Source organism: Mycobacterium sp. MFM001, from assembly GCF_003402475.1.
In the GTDB taxonomy this organism is placed as follows: Bacteria; Actinomycetota; Actinomycetes; order Mycobacteriales; family Mycobacteriaceae; genus Mycobacterium.
Map to the genome: position 1 here is coordinate 1 of NZ_BFAB01000027.1, position 20663 is coordinate 20663.

Consider the following 20663-nt stretch of genomic DNA (forward strand, 5'->3'; position numbering starts at 1 on the left):
CCGGTCAGCAGTAGCAGGAGCAGTGGGATCATGACCGCCATGACACGCCGGCGCACCTTCTCGGTACCGCCCACTGTTTGGAACACATCGAACGCCACCGACTTGTGTTCCAATTCTTCGATCGCATGCCAATTAAGTACATTCCAAATCTGCAGCTCGCCCGGGATCGCCTGAATCTCCTCGTCACCAAGTACCCGTTCAGCAAGTACGGCGGTGAAGTGTTCGGCGGCCGCTGTTACCGCCAACGGAATCCGAGGAGGTAAAACCTCCTCGATACGTTTGACCCATCCGACGAACTTCTCCGAATCCCACCAGGCGATCGGGTAGCCCATCTCGACAAGTTTCTCGTTGAGCGCCCGGTGTTGCTGGCCGTGCACCGATTCCTGACCGATAAACCCGGCCACCCGCTTCTTCAACACCGGATCGGTGATCTCATCGGCAAACCGGCGCACCGACCGAATGAACAACTCCTCCCCCGGCGGGAACGCCCCCGACAAGTTCGCCACGAAGTGGCTAAAGACCATATCGTTGTTGACGAAGTACTTGCTGCCCTCGCCAAACGGGAAACGTATCCGCCGAGTCCTCGGATAGGCAGACCGCACGTTCATCGCTTCTGCCGCGGTCGTTACCCCGTGCACTGCGCGACCGCTCGACACAACATCACTCGACATAACAACCGACCCCTTCTTCAGGCATCCAGTTCCCGGTACCGGCGGTACCGAGTACCCGACGTTACGCCACTGCGAATTGACAGGGTATCTGGTGGCGACCGCCCTATCTGACCGCACCTGCCATCACATTAGGGGGCGCGCTAGAACCTTGTCAACATGCGGATGGCGGTGGCCAGTCGGGCGAGGTTGATGGCGCTGGCCCGGGCGAGGATGTCAGTCAGGACACGTTTTTGACCGCGGCATCGGGCTTTTCGGCCGCCCCAGGGACGGCGGGTGAAGTGGCTGATTTTGCGTTCCACCACGGGCCGGTTGGCGCGGTAATCGTGCTGCCAAACCGGATCTCGCTGGGCGCTTTGGCGTGCTGGCGGGTGGCCTCGTGGGGGTGGATGCTGATCACCCGTCCTCGACGGGCTTTGGTGCAGTCGGCCCGCAGTGGGCAGTACTGGCACAACACACCGAAGCGGACTAAACGATGACGCGCACCGGTGCCGATGGTCACTGTGTGACGAGCGGGGCAGGTAACTGCGCCGGCGACCAAATCAACCGTGAATCGGTCTTTGGAATAGCCATTGGCGTTGCGCACCGGGGGCACCTTGGCACGCATGTCATGACCCCGCTGAGTCAACTCATCCAGGGTTGCCACGGTTACATGGCCTGCCTGCCGCGCGGCCAGGTCCGGGTGGTCCGCCATGACATCCCCGACGGCGCCGACACCGACGCCGGTGTCGCCGCGCGTCATTAGCGCGTCGGAGACGGGCCTGCGTCGCTCACGTGCGCACTACTGTGTACCGCTAGTACTGTAGCGATACCGGTAGTCTCACTTGTTATGGAGGTGCGGTGACCGCCAACGACGTGGAAGTTTCGGGTACCGCGACGACACTTGGGCGGCGAAACGGCCGTTCGGCCCATCCGGGCGACTCCAGTGAATACAGCGTGCGATTGGCGGCGCTGGCCCGGTTCACCGTGCGGCACAAGGCGCTGGTGATGGGGGCATGGCTCGGCGTCGCGGTGGTGCTGGCGCTGCTGTTCCCCCAGCTGGAGACGGTGGTGCGCCAACAGTCGGTGAACCTGCTCCCGCGCGATGTGCCGTCGCTTCAAACGGTGGACCGCATGAGCGCGGCGTTCGGCGAACAGGGTTCCAAGACGATGGTGTTCGTCGCGATGGAAGACCCCGCCGGGTTGACCCCCGCGGCGCGGCAGCGCTATGAGCAGCTGGTGGCCCGGCTACGGGCCGACACCGACCACGTCTTGCTGGTGAAGGACCTGCTGGCCGACCCGGTCACCGCGACCCAGGCGGTCAGCCAGGACCGCAAGGCCTGGTATCTACCGGTTGGTGTGGCCGGCACCCTGGGTGATCCCACCGCAGCCGCATCCGTGCAGGCGGTGCGTGACATCGTCGCAGGCGTGTTCGCCGGCTCGCCGACCACGGCGTATGTGACCGGGCCGCCGGCAACGTTCAGCGACATGATCGCTTCTGCCGAGCATGACCTTTTGTTTATTTCGATCGCCACCGCCGCTCTGATCGCACTGATCCTGCTGATCGTGTATCGGTCGGTGTTCACCGCGCTGCTGCCGCTGCTGGTGATCGGGGTGAGCCTGGCCGTCGGACGCGGTGTGCTCTCGGCGCTGGGCGAGATCGGCATGCCCGTCTCGCAGTTCACCGTGGCGTTTATGACCGCGATCCTGCTGGGCGCGGGCACCGATTACACAGTGTTTTTGATCAGCCGCTATCACGAGCAGCGGCGCGCGCAGGTGCTAGCCGATCAGGCCGTCGTACACGCCACAGCCAGCATCGGCCGGGTGATCCTGGCCTCGGCGGCCACCGTCGCGTTGGCGTTTTTGGCGATGGTGTTCGCCCGCCTGAGTGTGTTCGCCGCGCTCGGCCCGGCGTGCGCGGTCGCGGTGCTCGTTGGATTCGCAGCCACCGTTACGCTGCTGCCCCCGGTGCTGGTGCTGGCCGCCCGACGAGGCATCGGCGAACCCAAATCCGATCGCACCCGGCGCTACTGGAACAGCATCGCCGTCGCGGTGGTCCGGCGCCCCGGCCGCATGCTGATCACCAGCCTGGTCATCCTGCTGGCCCTCGCAGGAGTCGCGGCGACGATAAATATCAGCTACGACGACCGCAAAGGCCAGCCCGCCACGACCGCCAGCAACCAGGGCTACCGGCTGCTGGATCGCCACTTCCGCAAAGACATCGTCATCACCGAATTTTTGGTCGTGGAAAACCCCACCGACATGCGCACCGGCAAGGGGCTGGCCGATCTCGACGAAATGGCTTCCCGCGTCTCCCAGATTCCCGGCGTCACCAAGGTGTCCGGGGTCACCCGCCCCACCGGTGCCCGCCTCGAGCAAGCCCGACTCTCGTGGCAGAACGGCCAGATCGGCGACAAGCTGGCCGGCGCCGCCGCCGACGGCAACGCACGAAAGGACGATCTCACCAAGCTCACCGACGGCGCCGACCAACTCGCCGGGGGGCTGGCCCGCCTCGACACCACACTGCGCACCGCACTGGCCCCGTTGACCGGGATGCTCACCCAAGCCCAGTCCGCCGGTACCCAGGCTCAACGGTTCCGTCCGCTGCTGCAACAGCTTTCGGCCACCGCCCCCGCCGTCGACCGAGCCATCCAATCCGGCCCCGGACTGCGGCCCCTGGCCGAACAAGCCCAAAACGCCATCGCAGTCCTCGATCCCCTCGCCGGCGCCCTCAACACCTCCCCGTGGTGTGCCACCACACCCCAGTGCGCTCAGATCAGCGATCAAGTCCAGGTCCTGGTGAGCTTGCGCGACAACGGATTTTTCACCCAGGTCGCCGACATCGGCGACCGCTACAACCCCGACACCGGCGCCACCGTCGCCGGCACCCTCGCCAACGTGCAAACCGCGGTCACCGCGCTGGACTCCGCCTTCGGAGCCCTCGGCGACCCCGCCGATTTCGCTGGCAACATCCGCCGCCTCCAAGCCGGCATCAGCCAACTCGCCTCGGGCGCCCAAGCACTGGCGACCGGCGTGCACACCCTGGCCGACAGCAACATCGAGATGCTGTCCGGGATGAGCCAGGTCGCCACCCAACTACAAAACTCTGCCCGCGCCAGCGCCGGTTCGGACTCGTCCAGCGGCTTCTACCTGCCCGCCAACGCCTTCGACAACCGCCAATTCGCTGACGTGGCACAGCAGTTTCTCTCCGCGGACGGTAAAACCGCACGCTTTGTTATCGAGTCCAGCCGCGACCCCTACAGCGCCGAAGCAACCCACCTCGCACACCAGATGGTCGCCGTTGCCAACGCCGCGCGCCCCAACACTTCACTGGCCCACGCCAGCGTCTCGGTTGCCGGGTTCCCGGCGGTCAACTCCGACATCCAACGGCTGCTCCGCGCCGACTTCGCCCAACTGGCCATCGCGACCCTGGTCATCGTCGGGCTCATCCTCGTGCTGCTGCTGCGCGCCGTGCTGGCCCCGCTTTACCTGCTGGGCACCGTCGTGCTGAACTACCTGGCCTCACTGGGCATCGGCGTCCTGATCTTCCAATGGGGCCTCGGCTACGAAATCGCCTGGCCGGTACCGCTGTTGGCGTTCATCATCCTGGTCGCAGTCGGCGCTGACTACAACATGCTGCTCGTCTCGCGGCTGCGCGAAGAATCCGGTCGCAATATCCGCGTCGGCGTACTGCGCACCGTCGCCAATACCGGGTCGGTGATCACCTCAGCCGGCCTGATCTTCGCCGCCAGCATGTTCGGCCTCATGTTGGGCTCGGTGGCCATCATGATCCAAGCCGGGCTCATCATCGGCTGCGGACTGCTGCTCGACACCTTCCTGGTGCGCACCCTTACCGTCCCCGCCATCGCCACTCTCTTGCGGGAAGCCAGCTGGTGGCCACAACGGGCTACCCGCCGCCGATGACGCGTGTCAGTCGGCGTCGGTTGACAACCGTGCGGATCGATCGCCGTCGGGTTGCGCGGCAATCCGCCTGGCCAGCAGAAAGTCGTCGACGATGTGGATACGGTCATCGACGGTGATCGTTTTCATGCCGGTGAGCTTGGCAAACACGATAGGCCCGACGAGCTGGATGATGGCCAGCGTGGTGTCGAGCTGGCCGAGTTCGGCGCGGGCTTCGGCGCTTTGCAGCAGGTCGTCGAACGGTTGCCGGTACTGGTCGATGACCCGGTGGCCCAGCACCGCCCGAGCGTTGCGCCGCTCGTCGTCGGGCTGGTCGGGGCCCATCGCCAGCCACGCCAGGGTGGTGAGTTGCAGCGGGGCCTCCTCGATGAGCGCGGCTTGCCGATTCACCAGGTCAATGAGCCGCTCGCGCAGTGATCCAGTGGCCGGCGGTGCGCTGACCTGAGGCAGCAGCCGCTCGAACGCCGCGGCCAGCAGGTGCGTGGTGCTGGTGAAGTGCCGGTACAACGTGGTCCGGGCAACTTTGGACATGCGGGTCACCGCCTCCACGGTGACTGCCTCCACCCCGCCCGAGGTCAACAATGAGGTCGCCGCATCCAGCAGTCGGGCGCGGGAACGAATCCGGCGCGGATCGACGTCATCGCCGTCCTCACCCGCTTCGCCGACAAGCGGCGGCGGTGGTGGTGGCGGATCAATGGCTGCCATGCCGAACTGCATACTCCTGGCTCACGGTTTTGGCATCTATCCCAGCGGGCACATCTATGCTACAACTCGTAGCGCAGTAATACCGATGGTTTCGTTTCATAGATGGTGGTTTGTTCGTGACCTTAGCCGACACCCAACCAGCCGCTGTGAGGTTGCGGTTGTCGCTGGCGCAATGGTGGACGCTGGTGGTGTCGTGCCTGGCGGCCCTTGCGGTGTGGGCACCTGGCCGCATCCAACCCAGCACCACCGCACCCCACGACGACGAACAAAACGTCCCATCTGGTAATCGGAGATCACGATGATGACCCGGCCTGTGAGCGCGGAGCCCACGACACCCACTGCAGCACAACCCCGTGCTTCCGGAGAGGTTCTGCTCGGCTCGTGGTGGGCTCTGCCGACATTGACGTTGGGATCCAACCTGTGCGGCGCGGCGATCGTCATCACTTTGATGGTGCTCAGCGGCGCACCGGATCGCCTGGGCGCAGCGCTGTGGACTCTCGTCGGTGTCCTGGCCGCGGTGATCAGTGCCGGACTCGCCGGCGGAGCCGTCATCCTCGACGCCCTGCGCCGGCGCAGCACCGCATGGATCGGCCAACACCGCCCGCCCACGTGCAGGGAAGCCCGCGACGTTCTGCGACTGCCCCACCGCACCAGCCTGGTGGTTGCCGCGCTGTGGCTGGGCGGTATCGCCATCATGACCGCTGCGGCGTTGATGATCGCGCCACCAGCCGAGGCCGTGCGCGGCGCCGGATTGTCGGGGCTGGCCGCGGTGGCGTCGATCGGTTACAACTATCTGTTCGTCGATCGCGCAATCCGGCCGGTCGCGGCGCAAGCCCTACTGGTAGCGCCCCGAACCGACTTCGCGTATTCGTCGGTCACCGCGCGGCTGGTGCTGACCTGGCTGCTGTCCACGGCGTTGCCGCTACTGGCCGGACTGATCCTGCTCAACGACCCGGCCGCAGACCTCATCGACCGCATCCGCGCGGCCACCTACCTGGCCGTGTTGGCTTTAATGGCGGGCGTGATCGCTGAGCTGGTGCTTGCGCGCGCCGTCGCGCTGCCACTGCGTCAACTACGCGCGGCCCTGGACAAACTTGGCTCGGCCGAGGTTCATGTTCCCGTCGATGACAGCGGTGAGATTGGAGCCCTGCAAAGCACTGTCAACGAGATGTCGCGCACTATCGCCGAACGTGGCCGCCTCCAAGAGCTGTTCACTCGCCACGTCGGATGGCATGTCGCCGCCCATGCTGTTGCGATCGGCGCCGAACCGGCGGGTGAACTCCGCAACGTCGCAGCATTATTCATTGATGTCTGCGAATCCACCGCCATGGCTTACCAGCATTCACCGCACGACGTCGTGGCCAAACTCAACCGGCTCTTCGCCGACGTCATCGCCGCCAGCGAAGGACACGGCGGGCTCGTCAACAAGTTTGACGGCGATGCCGCCCTGTGCGTCTTCGGCGCCCCGCAAGAACTCGACGACGACGCCACTGCCGCCCTGCAAGCCGCCCGTGAAATTCGCGATAATACTGTGGACCGCGGTGAACTCGATATCGGTATCGGCGTGGCCAAAGGCCCTGTCTTCGCTGGGAATCTGGGTACCGAGCAGCGCCTCGAATACACCGTTATCGGCGACGCCATCAACGAAGCCGCCCGTCTGACCGAACTGGCCAAGAAAACTCCAGGCAGGATCTTGGCTACCGACGCACTTATCGCCGCTGCCGACCTCACCGAACGCCGCAACTGGCAACGCCATAAGAACTACAAGCTGCGAGGGCGCCCCACCCCGACACCCACCTGGACCATTGACGCCCCCACCAGCCAGCGCAGCCACGATCAAATGCCAACGCACAGTGCCTAACCAACAGGGAACCGCACTTCGAATGGCCCAGCTCAGTGTCAAGGCCTGGCCATTGAGCGTCCTCCTCGATCCAGCAAGGAAAACCCTAACTCCGCATCCAGTTAAGGAGAATCGTCATAGGCGACGTCGCAATGGCAGCAACCAGCCGCATCCAACGACGCATCCGTGATTCATCAGATGAAAACGGCGGGATCACTCATGGATAACTGCGGTTATCCATGAAGACCGTGAGAGAATCGGTGCCATGGCGAAGAGATCGCGTTGCCCCAATGATACACCGGTTCCGGAAACAGGCTACCCACAGTGGTTTTCGGCGTTTTTAGCCGATCGCGCAGTCCGCAAGCCATCGCCGCACACTGCCAAGGCTTACCGGCAGGACTTCGCCACGATAGCCGAGCTTTTGGCCGGCGATCGCGCACGGATCGGTGAGCTGCCCCCAAACGTCATCACCAAGGATCCGATGCGGTCGGCGTTCGCCACCTACGCCGACAACCACGAACCCGCATCGATCCGTCGTTGTTGGTCGACATGGAACACGTTGTGCGCCTTCCTGTTCACAAGCGAGCTTATTGAGTACAACCCAATGCCTTTGATCGGGCGCCCCAAAGTCCCCAAATCGTTGCCCAAGGGACTTGGCGCCGAGACAGTCTCAGAACTGCTCGCGGCCATTGACGCCGACCGCGGTTCGCAGCGCCGCAGCGACTGGCCCGAACGCGACGCGGCCCTGGTACTGACCGCTGTGCTGACGGGCCTGCGGGCCGACGAGCTACTTCGCGCCAACATCGGCGACATCCGCACCACCACCGACGACGGCGGCGTGATCCACGTTCGCGGTAAGGGCAATAAGGACCGCCGAATCCCGGTGGAGGCGGGGCTCATCAAGGTTATCGAACGCTATCTGGACTCCCGGGCGACTCGATTCCCCGCCGACACAAAGCGTCGAGGCCCAAGCACCGGGATCGGGGCGTGGCCAGCGACAGCAGCCCTGTTCGTCGGCAGCGAGGGAGACCGAATCACCAGGGGGGTGTTGCAATACCGGGTACTCCGGGCCTTCAAAAAGGCTGGCCTTGATAATCAACGCGCGCGTGGCGCCCTGGTGCACGGGCTAAGGCACACGTTCGCCACCGAACTAGCGAATTCCGATGTGAGCGTCTACGCGCTGATGAAGCTACTCGGACATGAGTCGATGGTGACATCACAGCGTTACGTCGATGGCGCCGGCACGCAGAACCGCGCGGCAGCTGCGCAGAATCCGCTATACGGGCTCATCGAAAAGTCACACGAGGCGTAAGCTTCTACGCTTTTCCTCCCGCGGCGAGGGCCATCCAAGCAGGCCTGTACCGCATCTCGCGATGATGCTGGACTCTGTTACCGGTCCGGCGTCGCGAGGATTCTAAAGAGCATGTTGTTGACATCAGTGAGGGCCTGGATACCGATTCGGCGTCGCAATTCAGTTAGTCTGGCTTTGCGCAAGCTGGCGATCAGTCCTGGTGCTGCCCAGTCGTTCTCGCCGAGATCCACTCCGAAGCCAGTGTCGGGCTCGGTGTCAAATACAGGCACGACGATGACGGTCGGTTCACTGGGAATCTCGTTGTATACCGTCGAGGAGATGATGAGCACCCTGATGCCGGTGTCGGTTATCCAGATGTCGCCGCGGCGGGGGGACTGGCTCACCGCCCCGCTAACTCGTCGAGATTACGATCGGCCCACGCCTCGCTTAACGCGGTTGCCTCGGGGTGCGTCCGCATCCACTGGTCGTGTGCCCCACAGCGACGCCTCATGTCCTCGGCGTCCAGGAGGGTTTCTATCCAGGAATTCATCGACTGCTGGTCTGCCTCGGCATAGCGTTTGACCGCCTCGTAGGCGCTCTCGGAGAGGCGCAACGTGATCATCCGTGCCACCGCTAAATGCTAGCAACTGGTGCTAGCGCAGGCAGCCCAACACCGCTCTAATTCGTCACACTGACGATTCGGGCCTACGACGAGTGATTTTCCCCGCGGAGCTAGTCGTCGAAGAGTCGCCGCCGACCCTCCTGAAGATGCGGCGCCTCATCGGGAAAGGCCGCCGCCGCGCGCTGTCCCGGATAACCAGTACGTCGACCAGCTGTGCCTCCGCAGCAGCGGGCATCTGCAAGACCGCGTAAATAGATCGTACGTAAGGCAACCTTGATGTGCATGCATCGTGTATCAAGGATACTTGACATCATGCCTAGACTAGATCCATGGGATGGATCTACGACAGCAGCTCCCCTGGGAATTACGAATGGCACGAGGGTTACGTCGTGCCCGAATTCGGCGACGGCGAGCGCGGCCTGCCGATGGGCGGCGCTGGCATTCCGCCTGGCCATATCGCCGTTGAATTATTGGCTGACAACACATTCCGTAGCCGCCCCGCCGGCGAAGTCGTTGGCTGGCGCGTCCTGTGTGACTGCTACCTGTACCCCAACGGTGAGCGCACGAAAATCTGGGTCAGCGAACAACTCTGGACGCGTGTGCCCTCGCCCCTGCTGCACGACCCTACTGGTTTTCGCGTCTATGTCCCCGACGACGATGTGCTCGACGCTGGGGTTGATGGCGAGGACCTCGGCGATGCTGCGTGCCGGATCTGGCGCCGGGAGCACATCGACGCGCTCGACGCTGCTGGAGCCATCAAGGCAGCAGCGGCCGGCGTGCGGACCGCTGAGGACGACCTGTATCAAGCGGTACTTAATGCGCGTCGAGCGGGCTTGTCATGGGCGAAAATCGGTGAGGCGGCCAACATGTCGGCGCAGGCGGCGCATGAACGCTGGGCGAAGTGGGTTGGTGCCGCCCTCGAGACCAGCAAGAATTCCGCAGCAGACACGTAAGCCGCCGAATTTCGCCAGGATTGGGCGCGCCAAACCGAAACGCGGACGCCGCAGCAGCGAGGGGTACAGATACAAATGTGGCCCCTGCGGCCGAGGATTGAGCCCGGGAAGTCGTGAATCCCCCTCCCCCGCTAGGGTTTCGACAGGCTACGCTGGGCGCTACCTCGGTGACGGCGACAAACCCAGTCAGGGACTTGACGAAATTTCGCGATCTCGGATGCTTGGCACGCCGGCCCAGCGACCACCGCTACATCGCATATCTGCGGCTCAACGATTAACTGGTCGGTGATTGTTTCGTCCGGGGGGTTCGTGATTCTTTCCACTCAGCGATGAAGGCGCGGACCGCCCTGGCTGCTTGGCGTTCATCTTCCTGCGCTTTCAACCTGCGGTCTTTGACCAGCAGTGGCCGCGATGGAAGATCGGGCACGAATTGTTGAGCGGCGTCAACCAGTGGGTTGATGAGGGATGGGACGCGGCACTTGCGGCGAAGTTCGCCGACGCCTTCCGCTAGGTCGTCTCCGACGTCGTACCCGAACCCTTCGGGCTGGGCATTGAACGATCGCAAGACGTCCGGCAAGACCTCAAGAATTCGCACCAAAAGATGGCTGCTCCCGCCCCCATCGTCAGGCGAGTAACGAGGAGCGAGCATTCCCAATGCTTTGAGCATGAGCGCGACAGCATAGTGCGGACTGGTGCACGCAACCCCGCCTGTGCCGTAAAGCCGCCGGCTGTGGGTCAGCTCCCCAATATCGGACAGGACGCCGTCATGCAGCACGGTTGCGTACGCTAAAAGCAGGTTGTAGCGGGCCGTCGGCGTAAGCGCCGGTGGCGATTTACGTGAAGCAAGCACATCGAGGCAGACGCCAGCCAAGAGATCAACTTTGGTGCTCCGATGCGATCCCGCTAGAGCGCGAAGGTAATTAGGGCCTTCGTAACGCACGTCATCGACTGTGGCGGAAGACGTTTGAAGCACCCGGTAGTGCTCGGGTTGACGAGATGCGGATACGAGCTCAGCGAAGTCGTGGTGTGTAATGATCCACCCGGCATCGGCTCGGGCCACGACGAATTCTGTGAGGCGCTTGGTAGGGGCGCCAACCAACGTGCTCAATCGAGTCAGCGCGGTCATGGTGGAAATGAAGTCCCGCGGCTGACTTTCCTGCGGGTAGCGGTCCGGCAGGGACGTGAATAGCACGGCCAGGATTTCTGGATACCACTCGACCGGAATGCCGGCGGGCATGCTTCGTTCGCCGCCGGCGGGCGAGGTGCTGGTCGGAAGCGGCGAGGCCGGATTGGCGAAGTACGCCGCCTCGATAGCGAACCGTTCCTCGTCTTTGTCGACAATCGGATACCGCACCGATGGCTCGCTAAGAGAAAAGCCGGCCGTCGGGTCAGAGACGTAGCGCACAGGCTCGGGAGTGCGCGCGACGATGCGAGCTTCTTGTATCGCACGGCTGAGATCTGAGACGTCGCCGGTTTCACGAACGATCACAAGCAGCTCGTTGAAACGCCGTGCGCGATTGATTTCCCGTTCGCGCGCGTCGCGGCGCTTCGCATCGATCGCGTCGCGGCGCTTCTCGCGTCGCTCACGGCGACCCGTCACGAAGCTCACGGTGGTGAGCACAAGGCCGGCGCCGGAGATCCCGATCCCGACGGCGACTGACGGATGAGCGCATACCGCCCGCACCAGCGGCTCAAACCAGTCCATCGACAGCATCTTCGTGTTGTCACCACCTGTGTGCGCTGTCCGGGCCGGTGGCTGCCGATCGCTGCACGTCCCAGCCACCCGACCAGCCGCCTGCCGGCAACGTAACACCGGCGAGTGACAATCCAAGAAGACCGACTCGCTGACGATCCAGGTCTTGCAGTCGGGGCGGTGGTCCACGTGACAGCACAGGTGAACAACCTGGATTGCTGATCGCAGCCTTGGCCACCTATCTTGGAATACCGTGGGCGTTTTGGAACGCGAAGCCCAAGAGCTGATGTCGCAGATCGCGGCTCTGATCGGGCCACCGCTGGATGATGCCCCGGATCGCAGCGATGCCGGGCTGGCCGGCGGGGCGGGCGAGCCGGATCCGGCAGGGGCTCCCCCGTGGCAGGGTCAGACGGCGGCATGGTCGCGCAAAGGGGCGCAGGAAGCGGCCGAGGTTGATGCGCAGCTGTCGCGCGCCCGGCGGGCCAGGGGTGAGGCCGACCAGACGCTGGCTGAAGCGGTCCGCGACGCTCAGGCGGCCGCACACCGTAGCCAGACCCGGCTGCGCGAGGTACTGGCAGAGATCGAGGCCGGTGTGCGGGCGCTAGAGCCGTCGCTGGATACCCCTGCGGGCCGTGCGCAGTTGGTGGATCTGTTGCACCGCAAGGCGCAAGACGCATCAGGGGTGATTGGGCAGGCACAGGAGGCCTCCCAGCAAGCCGCCACCGTGCTGGGGTCGGCGCAGCAGGGCTACGCCAGCATCACGGTGTAGCGGCTGACCCGTCGAGTTGCCACTGCAAGTCTCCGTGGTCGTTAACCGCCAACCGCGGCGTCCATTGGTGGCGAGCGCCGAAGCGCAGCGCGTCGGTGATCTCGTCGGCCTGCGCGGGCGTCATCACCGGATCGGCCAGCAGCAGGATTGGCCGCACGGCGGCGCTTCCCTGCTCGCTGAGCGATAGCTCGACGTCAAGACGCGGGTTCGCCCGCAGGCGGGTCAAAGCGGCCAACGCGGCGGCGATGGCCGCCCAGCTGGCACCTTCGAGCACCCACGTGGCCTCGGTATCGAGCGTTATGGCGTTGGGGTGCACTGCGTTCGCATCCGGCGGGCAGATCGCGGCCGGCGGCGGTTGGTCAAGCGAGGCGAGCACCGCGGCGCGCGCATGGGCGTAACCGACCTCACGATCGGCTGGTCGGTGGCCACGACGCCGGCGGCGAGCGGCTGATAACGACACAATGGTTCCGAATCGCTGCATCAGAGCGCCTTTGTCCCGCAATACATTTCGATGTTACAGAAACCAGTGCTCGTGCGAGGGGTGAGCTGTTGGTGTGCAGCGCAAAAGGTTTGCCGCCCCGCCTCTTCGATTCCCATATCGCAGACACTAAGTGGGCACAGCCAGCGCGTGCTAACAGTAGCGGCAACTTTCGCAAACCGCGATTGCCCGCAACGGGTGGGCGCGGGGCGGCTGTGTGGTGTGGGCTGGTGTTAGAGGTCGGGTCCGTGGCCGGGTGTGCCGTCGTCGAGCTCGCAGCCGTAGTAGTCGTCGAGGGCCATTCGTTCGCGGGCGCGGATGGTGCGCCGCAGCACGTCGGCGGTGGGGCAGCCGGTTTCCTCGAGGACGGCCGGGGTGGGATTAAGAAGCAGACTCCACCCGGGTTCGCGGCCGCGCATCTTCATGCGTTGTTCGGCTTCGCGGGCTTTCTGCTTGGCTTCGGGGCTTTGGGCGGCCAGGCGCAGCTCGAGGGTCAGCGCGGACAGTTCGGCTTGTTTGGCCTCCAGGGCCGCGGCGTGCTCGAACGGGGCGGGCGGGTTGGTGAGCAGGTCGTCGAGTTCGGCTTGGTCGTGGTCAAGCTCGGCTTGCAGGCTTGTTTGGTGCGCGGGGAGCCCGGTGTAGAGGTTTTCGATGCGGCGCAGCAGTCCGCGCGCTTTGGCCGCGCCACCCTCGCCTGGGGCGGTGGTGGCGAGCAGCTCGTCGCTTTTGAGTTCGGCCACCCGCGATGGCACGGCCAGCCGCAGCAGCAGCGAGTCGTGCATCAGTGAGCGGGCGGCGAGCACCTCTAGGCCGTTGATGACCACACCGGCGGGTTCGAACTGGGATGCGCCGCGGTCTTTTCCGTCGTGGTAGGCATGGGTGCAGGCTGCGGCGATCGCGCGGGCCAGGGCGGTCTTGTCGGGATTGGTTTTGCCGTCGACGGTGATCCTCAGCGGCGTGTCGGTGGTGGTGTGGCGTTGGGCCTGTTCGACGATCGGCGCGAGGGTGTCGATGGCGTGCTGTTTGGCGGGGATGGCGCGTTGCAGGCGATCGACGCGCAGGTCGCGTTGGCGTTGTGCTTGGTGGTGAGCGCGTTCGAGGGCGGTGAGGCGTTTGACTTCTTCTTCGAGTTCGACTTGCCGCACGTAGCGCGGGTCGCCGGTGGCGATGGCTTTGGTTTCGGCGGCGGCTGAGCCGATGTCTCCCCCGCTGAGGTCTTCGATTTCGACGTCGAGGACCTCGTTGCGGCGCATTTGTTCGATGAATAGGGCTTTGGCTTGGACCTTTTGCCACATCACGACGTCGTAGGTTCCTTCGGTGACATAGTTGAGGATCTCGACGCTGTCGTTTTGGTTGCCCTGGCGGATGATGCGGCCTTCGCGTTGCTCCAAATCTGCTGGCCGCCAGGGAACGTCGACGTGGTGCAAGGCGATGGCGCGGGACTGCACGTTGGTGCCGGTGCCCATCTTTTCGGTGCTGCCGATCAGCACGGACACCTCGCCGCGGTTGCAGGCGGCGAACAGTGCTTTGAGCTCGGCGGGTTTGCGGGCTTCGTGCACGAAGCGGATATCGGCGGCGGGCATCCCCCGCGCGGCGAGCTCGTCTTTGATGGCCTGGTAGACGGTGAACTGGGCGGGGTCTTTCGACGGTGTTCCCCGGTCGCAGAACACGATCTGCAGCGGCCCGGTCCGCCGCAGCGGTCTGCCGGTATCGGGATCGAGGTAGACCTTGTCGGCGTTGGCGGTGTGGATGCGCATGATCTGTTCGGCCACAGCCGCGGCGCGGCTGTTGGTGGGTTCGCCCAGGTGCGCCAGGCGGGGGTCGAGGGACACGTTGCGGCCGTCGTTGGAAATTTTGAGCACGTTGTCGCGATCGGGGCGCCGGGAGTCGAGATGATCGGCGCGGTAGCCAAGGTCGGCGATGAAATCGCGGACCTCGATGTCGGGTTGCAGGCTGATGATTTGGCGTTGCCCGCTGACCAGGTGCGGAAGGTCGACGGGAACCTGGTCGCGGGTGACGACGTCGGTGTAGGCCGATGAGAGCGCCAGCAGTTCGGGCAGGTTGGTGAATTTGCCGACTCTGGTGACCGGCCGCAGTTTGGTTCCGGTGGCGTTGACTTCGACGGTGGTCACCGTTGAGGTGAACGCCGCCCCCCAGTCCCCGAGGTCTTCGACTCCGGCTGCGCGCAGCAGATCTGGGCGCAGATAGGTTTGCATCACCCATAGTTCGCCCAGTGAGTTGGCAATCGGTGTGCCGGTGGCGAAGGTGGCCACGCGCTCGTCGATCCGATCGGGCCGGATGCCGGCGGCGTGGGCTTCATCGCGGCGACGCTGGCGCAGGATGCGCAGCTTTAAGGTGAGGTCTTCGGCGCGCTGGGATGAGTTCGCACACGACAGTTCTTCGATGTTGCACACCCTCGATTTGTTCTTGTACATGTGTGCTTCGTCGATGAAAAGGTAGTCGCAGCCGGTGTTTTCAAACGTCAGGCCTTGGTCTTTGCGGGATTGGGTGGTGAGTCGTTCCAGGCGTTCCTGGGCGGTTTTGATGGCCCGCTCGACGGCTTTTTTGGTGCGGTCGGATTCCGCGCTTTGCAGTTGGGTGCGCAGGTCGTCGAGTTGGGCTTCGATGTAGTCGACACGCGCCGATGAGTCGACACCTATCGCGGTGAACGCGGACTGGGGGACGATGACGATGTCCCATTCGCTGGCCGCCGACGCTGCGATGAACCGGCGCCGACCGTCGGCGGTGGTGGCCGCGGAGCCGAGCAGGATCTTGGCTGCGGGATACCATTGGGCTGCCTCGCGCCCGACTTGTTCGATGATGTGGTTGGGCACCACGATCCAGGGTTGGCGCACTAATCGCAGGCGCCGAAGTTCCATTGCCGCCATCAGCATGGTGCCGGTTTTGCCTGCTCCCACAACGTGGTCGAGCAGTGTGGTGGGTTCGGCGATGATCCGGGCGACCGCGTTGCGCTGGTAGAAGTGCGGCACGAAGTGATCTGAGAGGCCGGGTAGGCGCAGTTTGGATCCGTCGTAGCGTGGTGCGCGCAGCGAGTTGAACCGCCGGTTGTATTCAGCGACCAGCACCTGGGCGCGGGCCGGGTCGTTGAAGATCCAGTTGCCGAATTCTTCGGTGATTTTTTCGCATTTGGCTTGGGCGGCGAAGGTGGCCTGCACGTCGAGCACGCCTTCGTCGTTGTGCAGCACGACGCTGCGTGAGTTGCACACGGCTTCGAGCAGGCTGACCGCGTCGCACTTGTCGCGGTCGAGCCCCCAGGTCTCTGTCATGAGGCGGCCGTGGCGTTTGTAGTTGGCGACGTCGACGGTCCAGCGCCCGCCGAGGTGTTCGGCGCTGATGTCGGGTTCACCGAAGGTCTGTTGGGCGAACTGGGCGACATATTTGGCGTCGATCCAGGGTGCGCCGGGGCGGACCTTGATTTGATCGGCGGTGCGGTCGGGGGGCACGAGGTCGCGCAATGCGTCGGCGTAGGGCTCATAGACGGGGTTGTGCTGGGCGGCCGCGGCGGCGCGGGTGTATTTGTCGCGCACGTTGCCCGACAGCGCGGCCGCGGCAGGTACGAGTTCGTCGGGGTCGTCGAGGCTTGGGTAGACCAGGCCGTCGATGAGTGCGCGGGCATCGCTGAGCGGGACTTCGAGGAGTTGGGCGATGTAGTCGAGGTCGACGCGCAGGTTGCGGTCCAGGCTCATCGCCAGCGCGTCTTCGGGGGTGTCGGCGGTGAGCCGCTCGGGGGCCGCGGTGAGCAGGTCGGTGGAAAAGATCGGGGCTTTGCGGGCTTGGCCGGTGTCTTCGTCGAAGATTTCCAGCGCCGAAACGACCGCCCAGCCGGGGTCGTGGCGCATGCCGCCGTCCAGATGCGGGCGTTTCTTGTACGGGGCGGGGGTTTCCCAGGCGGCCGCGTCCCATTGCCCGGCGAGCTCGTCGGGCACGGGCCCGCGATACGGGGCGCCGGGCTGGCCTTCCTTTTCGCGCCAGCGGATTTCGGCGGCGGCGACCTTTTCGTCGTGGCGGGCTTGGGTGATGTCTTTGGGATAGACCCAGGTAAATCGGTTGATCGGGCCGTGGCGGCGCACGTAGTTGTCGTAGAGCGTGTTCAGGTGCCCGCGCAGCTGGTCGCGTTCGGACTGGGGGCGTGCGTCGCGCTGGGAGGTGATCAGGCTGGTGGCGGCGTCGCGCAGGGCGATGAGTTCACGGGTTTCGCGCAGCAGCGTTTTCGGGGTGCGCTGCGGTTCCCAACGATGGCCGGCCCAGTATTCGATGCTTTTGGTGGCGGGGTTGTAGCGCAGCGTGTAGAGCGGGGTGTCGGGTCCGCGGTCGGCGGCGGTGATCAGGCCGGGGTCGAAGGTGTCGGGTGAGACGACTGTGCAGGCGTGGGCGGTGGCGCTCAGGCCGTGCCCGCGGCGCACCGCGGCGTCAACAATGGTGTCGAGGCGTTCGTGGAGTTGGGTGGCGAGTTGTGGGCCGGCCTGGCCGTCGACGACCAGCGAGGGGGAGCCGTTGAGGCCGCGCCCGAGTTTCGCCTCACCGAGCACGTTTTCGGGGTGCTCGGCGTAGTAGGCGTTGATGGTGATGTCCGCGATATCGCCGTGAGCGCCCTCTAGCGGTGTGGTGGTGGTGTCCAGCCATGCCGGGGTGTGTTCGGCAGCTGGTTGGTCGGGGTGTCGGCGGCGAAGGATCAGCAGGTCGGTGACGACCTGGGTGCCGGCGACACGGGCGAATGCGTCGGAGGGCAGGCGCAGCGCGCCGATGAGGTCGGCGTAGCCGGCCATGGCGCGCCGGGCTGCGGGTTTGGCGGAGTCGAGGGTGTAGCGGCTGGTGAGCACGGCCACGTATCCCCCGGGGGCGGTGAGCGCCAATGCTTTGCAGATGAAGTGGTTGTGGACGCTGAAGCGTTGGGGATTGTGGCTGGGGTCGGCGATCACGTAGCGGCCGAACGGAACATTGCCGATGGTGGCGGCGAAGCTGTTTTCGGGGACTCGGGTGGTTTCAAAGCCTTCGTTGCGGATCTGCGCCGACGGGTACAGGTGCGCGGCGACAGCGGCGGTGATGGCGTCGTTTTCGACACCGACCATGACCGCGTCGGGGGGCGCGTGTGCGATGAAAGTTCCACTGCCGCAGCCGGGTTCGAGAACGCGTCCGCCGGAAAAGCCGGCCCTTTTGAGTGCGTCCCAGATGACGGCCACGATGGCCGGATCGGTGTAGTGGGCGTTGAGGATCGATGCCTCGGCTTGCCGGTACTGCTGCGGGGTTAGTAGTTCGCGCAGCCGTTGGCGTTCGGGGTTGAAGGTGTCGTTGCGGGGGTCGAACACCTCGGGTACGGCGCCCCACCCGGACCAGGCGGCCAGCACGGTCTGTTCGGCGGCGGTGGCGGGCCGGTTGGCGGTGCGGAGTTGGTGGAGTAGTTCGATGGCGGCGATGTTGGCCCGGGCGCGGGCCTTGGCGCCGGAGGGCACGAGGGTGTCGGTGCTGGCAGGGAAATCGGTGGCGGTGCGCAACGCGTCGGGAGTCGCCTCGGCGAGCACGCCGCCGTGCACTGTCTGGCCGGCATCGTTTGATGATGTTTGTGCGCTGTGGCCAGGTGCGGCCGCGTGCGCGGGCTCGTTAACCGTCGCGGGTTGGGGTTTGGTTGGCGGGGGTAGTGGGGTTCCGCCGGGGTCGATGCTGCGGGGGTCGGTGGGCTGGTCGGCGGGTTCGTCAAATAGCGAGGGTTGGGCGGTTACCGCTCGGGCAGGCCGTCGTGGCGCAGGTCCTGATACACCATCTGCGCTAGTTGCGCGGCCAGCGGGTCGGCGCGATGGCTGGGCAGCGGCAGCTGGTCCTCCTGACGTGCGGCCAAAAGGTATGCGGCTTTGATCCGAAATACCGCCGAGAAGTCGGGGTCGGGCCAGATCGCCGCCACCAGGTCCTCGATCTGCTCGCTGGGGTCGCTGCGGTACTGGGTGTGCGTCCAGCGTTGATCCCAGGGCACTTGGCTGCGATCGGGAAGCGTCTCGGGTTGGGGCGTCGGGGGTTCGGGCGGTTCGGGGATCTGTTCGTAGAGTTCGTTGTTCAGCACGATCTCCTTGGCCTGCGCCGTGGCGGTGTTGAGAAGACCCACTTTGGTCAGGTAGTCCGGGTGATCGCCGTGACGGGCCGTCCACTCGGCCACCGCCGCTGTCCCCATCTCGGCTGAGAGCTCCGCGATGCGGCGGCTGATCCTGGCCGCCTCGGTCTCCAGGAACTCCTCGCGCCGCGCCGTCGTCCACTCCTGCGGTAGTTGCAGGTGATTGGTGTAGACGTCTTGCACGATCTGGCGTATTTCCGGACTGGTCACCGCCGCCTTCCCCGTCGAGGATGCTGAACAGATCCGGCTGGTCCCGATCTGCGTTGTGCTTGCGGGCCATATTGTCCTCTCCTGAGTGAGGGTGTCGGGGTCTGGGTAGCCCAGCGCGGCGACGTAAGCGCGCCACTGGTGATCGGGCTGTTCCCGGCGGCGAGCCGCTGAGTTAGTCATCGCGGCCGCAAATCTGGCAGAGGCTGTTTGTCATTGAGGTTCTCGGGAAAGGGGATGGCGGCGTCGCGCAGTCGTGTGCGCAGGGAAAGCTGCAGGTAGTCGCGGTTGATGTCGATGCCGATGTAGCGGCGCCCGGTGCGTTGGGCCGCCAAACCGGTTGTGCCGCTTCCGGAAAACGGATCCAGCACTGTGCCGCCAGGTTTGCAGCCAGCGAGGATGCAGCGCCGGGCCAGTTCTTCGGGCATGGCGGCAAAGTGGGCTTCGGTAAATGGTTTTGTGGCGATGGTCCAGATGTCGCCAGGGTTGCGGCCGCCCGGGTGGTTCATCTGGTCCAGGCGCAGCGTCTGCGGACTCGTGCCGTCGACGAGGCCGTGGCCTTCGCGCATCGACCGCCCTGGTGCGCTTCGGTGGGGCATGGCGCGGCGCAGGCTTACCTCGCTGTGTGGTTCGCGGATCGCGTCAAGGTCGAACCAGTAACGCCGTGCGTTGCTGAACATGAACACGTGCTCATAGCGGCTGCTGAGCCGATCGTGCACGCTCTCAGGCATCGCGTTGGGTTTGGCCCAAATGACAGCGTTGCGCAGCTCCCAGCCGTCATCTTGGAGTGCTAGCGCCGTGCGCCATGGGATGCCGATCATGTTCTTCGCGGGTGGCATTCCGGGGCGGATGGCGCCGGTGTGCGAGCCGCTTTTGAACTGGCGGGCTTGGCGAACCTTGGTGTGCAAATCTCCGCGGTCGCTGTCGTGGCCCTGGTTGCCCCACGAGCCCGCGTAGCTGTCGCCGAGGTTGAGCCATACGGTGCCCTCGTCGGCCAACACGCGGCGTACCTCAGCGAATAGCATGCGGATCCGTTCGATGTACTCAAGCGGCGACGCTTCCAGCCCGTACTGGCCGTTGACGCCGTAGTCGCGAAGCCCGAAATACGGTGCTATGGGGGCGAAGTCACGATGCAGTCGGCGGCGCCGGTGGGCAGTTGCCGGGCGACGTCGAGTGCATCCCCTAGATACAGGGTCACGCTGTCGTCGTGGAAGTACGGCAGCGCAGCGTCTTCGCTCATGTAAACCACCTCCTTTCTTGCGGCTCGTCGATCAGCAGATTGATCGTGTGGCCTCGGGTGGTTTTTCGCGCCCGGATGTAGAGCCTCAGTGCAGTGGGCAGCGTGTTGGCGGCTGCGACGATGTCGGCGCCGGCGGCTGTGCTGTCCCAGATTTCGTAGTGATGGCGGTGCATGGT

General features: G+C 64.9%; 15 protein-coding genes and 1 pseudogene. 5 read left to right on the plus strand and 11 right to left on the minus strand.

Going from position 1 to position 20663, the window contains the following annotated elements; translation table 11 throughout:
- Both MFM001_RS23680 and MFM001_RS23685 read right to left on the minus strand, forming a co-directional pair.
- On the minus strand, nt 1–608 hold a 608-nt coding region (locus MFM001_RS23680; RefSeq protein ID WP_192887041.1), incomplete at its 3' end, for a metal-dependent hydrolase.
- Between the two features lie 280 nt (nt 609–888).
- Complete coding sequence (locus MFM001_RS23685; protein WP_308203868.1) at nt 889–1275, minus strand: transposase; 387 nt, start codon at nt 1273–1275, stop codon at nt 889–891.
- A gap of 233 nt (nt 1276–1508) precedes the next feature.
- On the opposite strand from MFM001_RS23685, the gene MFM001_RS23690 reads away from it, so the two are divergent.
- Entirely contained in the window at nt 1509–4571 is a 3063-nt protein-coding gene (locus tag MFM001_RS23690; protein WP_045373290.1) for an RND family transporter, read from the plus strand.
- A 6-nt stretch (nt 4572–4577) separates the two neighbouring features.
- Here the strand turns inward: MFM001_RS23690 and MFM001_RS23695 are convergent, their stop codons facing one another.
- The gene (locus MFM001_RS23695; protein ID WP_045373336.1) at nt 4578–5273 is read right to left on the minus strand and encodes a TetR/AcrR family transcriptional regulator; all 696 of its coding nucleotides are present in this window, start codon (nt 5271–5273) and stop codon (nt 4578–4580) included.
- Between the two features lie 298 nt (nt 5274–5571).
- Between MFM001_RS23695 and MFM001_RS23700 the strand changes: the two genes are divergently transcribed.
- Nucleotides 5572–7134, plus strand: coding sequence for an adenylate/guanylate cyclase domain-containing protein (locus tag MFM001_RS23700; protein ID WP_235215785.1), 1563 nt, complete (start codon nt 5572–5574; stop codon nt 7132–7134).
- Nucleotides 7135–7672: 538 nt separating this feature from the next.
- Nucleotides 7673–8425: a tyrosine-type recombinase/integrase gene (locus MFM001_RS23705; protein ID WP_371685620.1), complete on the plus strand. Its 753-nt coding sequence runs from the start codon at nt 7673–7675 to the stop codon at nt 8423–8425.
- Between the two features lie 77 nt (nt 8426–8502).
- Here MFM001_RS23705 and MFM001_RS23710 read toward each other — a convergent pair whose 3' ends face one another.
- Together MFM001_RS23710 and MFM001_RS23715 are read right to left on the minus strand one after the other, a co-directional pair.
- Nucleotides 8503–8808: a type II toxin-antitoxin system PemK/MazF family toxin gene (locus tag MFM001_RS23710; RefSeq protein ID WP_238159377.1), complete on the minus strand. Its 306-nt coding sequence runs from the start codon at nt 8806–8808 to the stop codon at nt 8503–8505.
- Nucleotides 8805–9026: a hypothetical protein gene (locus MFM001_RS23715; protein ID WP_116377673.1), complete on the minus strand. Its 222-nt coding sequence runs from the start codon at nt 9024–9026 to the stop codon at nt 8805–8807. The genes MFM001_RS23710 and MFM001_RS23715 overlap by 4 nt, the downstream gene beginning before the upstream one ends.
- A gap of 329 nt (nt 9027–9355) precedes the next feature.
- Here MFM001_RS23715 and MFM001_RS23720 point away from each other — a divergent pair, with 329 nt between their 5' ends.
- Nucleotides 9356–9979, plus strand: a complete 624-nt coding sequence (locus MFM001_RS23720) for a hypothetical protein (RefSeq protein WP_116377674.1) — start codon at nt 9356–9358, stop codon at nt 9977–9979.
- A 274-nt stretch (nt 9980–10253) separates the two neighbouring features.
- Here the strand turns inward: MFM001_RS23720 and MFM001_RS23725 are convergent, their stop codons facing one another.
- A complete protein-coding gene (locus MFM001_RS23725; RefSeq protein ID WP_142760730.1) occupies nt 10254–11684 on the minus strand; it encodes a hypothetical protein in 1431 nt (476 codons plus the stop codon).
- A 241-nt stretch (nt 11685–11925) separates the two neighbouring features.
- On the opposite strand from MFM001_RS23725, the gene MFM001_RS23730 reads away from it, so the two are divergent.
- Nucleotides 11926–12441 (plus strand): DUF4226 domain-containing protein, encoded by a 516-nt coding sequence (locus tag MFM001_RS23730; RefSeq protein WP_116377676.1) that lies wholly within the window; start codon nt 11926–11928, stop codon nt 12439–12441.
- Here MFM001_RS23730 and MFM001_RS23735 read toward each other — a convergent pair.
- The 5 genes and pseudogenes from MFM001_RS23735 to MFM001_RS24535 form a co-directional block, all read right to left on the minus strand.
- Complete coding sequence (locus tag MFM001_RS23735; RefSeq protein ID WP_116377677.1) at nt 12431–12922, minus strand: hypothetical protein; 492 nt, start codon at nt 12920–12922, stop codon at nt 12431–12433. The genes MFM001_RS23730 and MFM001_RS23735 overlap by 11 nt on opposite strands.
- 230 nt (nt 12923–13152) lie before the next feature.
- The gene (locus MFM001_RS25100; RefSeq protein ID WP_304481791.1) at nt 13153–18459 is read right to left on the minus strand and encodes a helicase-related protein; all 5307 of its coding nucleotides are present in this window, start codon (nt 18457–18459) and stop codon (nt 13153–13155) included.
- 194 nt (nt 18460–18653) lie between these two features.
- Nucleotides 18654–19250 carry a hypothetical protein gene (locus MFM001_RS23745; protein ID WP_116377678.1) on the minus strand — a complete coding sequence of 199 codons (597 nt, stop codon included), beginning with the start codon at nt 19248–19250 and terminating at the stop codon, nt 18654–18656.
- Between the two features lie 176 nt (nt 19251–19426).
- A pseudogene (locus MFM001_RS23750) lies at nt 19427–20487 on the minus strand (site-specific DNA-methyltransferase).
- On the minus strand, nt 20484–20660 hold the full coding sequence (locus MFM001_RS24535; RefSeq protein ID WP_160118038.1) for a hypothetical protein: 177 nt from the start codon (nt 20658–20660) through the stop codon (nt 20484–20486). The pseudogene MFM001_RS23750 and the gene MFM001_RS24535 overlap by 4 nt, the downstream one beginning before the upstream one ends.
- Between the last annotated feature and the right edge of the window lie 3 nt (nt 20661–20663).

What these genes read in the sequence shown, in the direction of transcription:
- MFM001_RS23685 (WP_308203868.1), bottom strand. Translation starts at nt 1,275, where the DNA reads ATGCGTGCCAAGGTGCCCCCGGTGCGCAACGCCAATGGCTATTCCAAA.
- MFM001_RS23695 (WP_045373336.1), bottom strand. Translation starts at nt 5,273, where the DNA reads ATGGCAGCCATTGATCCGCCACCACCACCGCCGCCGCTTGTCGGCGAA.
- MFM001_RS23700 (WP_235215785.1), top strand. Translation starts at nt 5,572, where the DNA reads ATGATGACCCGGCCTGTGAGCGCGGAGCCCACGACACCCACTGCAGCA.
- MFM001_RS23715 (WP_116377673.1), bottom strand. Translation starts at nt 9,026, where the DNA reads ATGATCACGTTGCGCCTCTCCGAGAGCGCCTACGAGGCGGTCAAACGC.
- MFM001_RS23720 (WP_116377674.1), top strand. Translation starts at nt 9,356, where the DNA reads ATGGGATGGATCTACGACAGCAGCTCCCCTGGGAATTACGAATGGCAC.
- MFM001_RS23725 (WP_142760730.1), bottom strand. Translation starts at nt 11,684, where the DNA reads ATGGACTGGTTTGAGCCGCTGGTGCGGGCGGTATGCGCTCATCCGTCA.
- MFM001_RS23735 (WP_116377677.1), bottom strand. Translation starts at nt 12,922, where the DNA reads ATGCAGCGATTCGGAACCATTGTGTCGTTATCAGCCGCTCGCCGCCGG.
- MFM001_RS24535 (WP_160118038.1), bottom strand. Translation starts at nt 20,660, where the DNA reads ATGCACCGCCATCACTACGAAATCTGGGACAGCACAGCCGCCGGCGCC.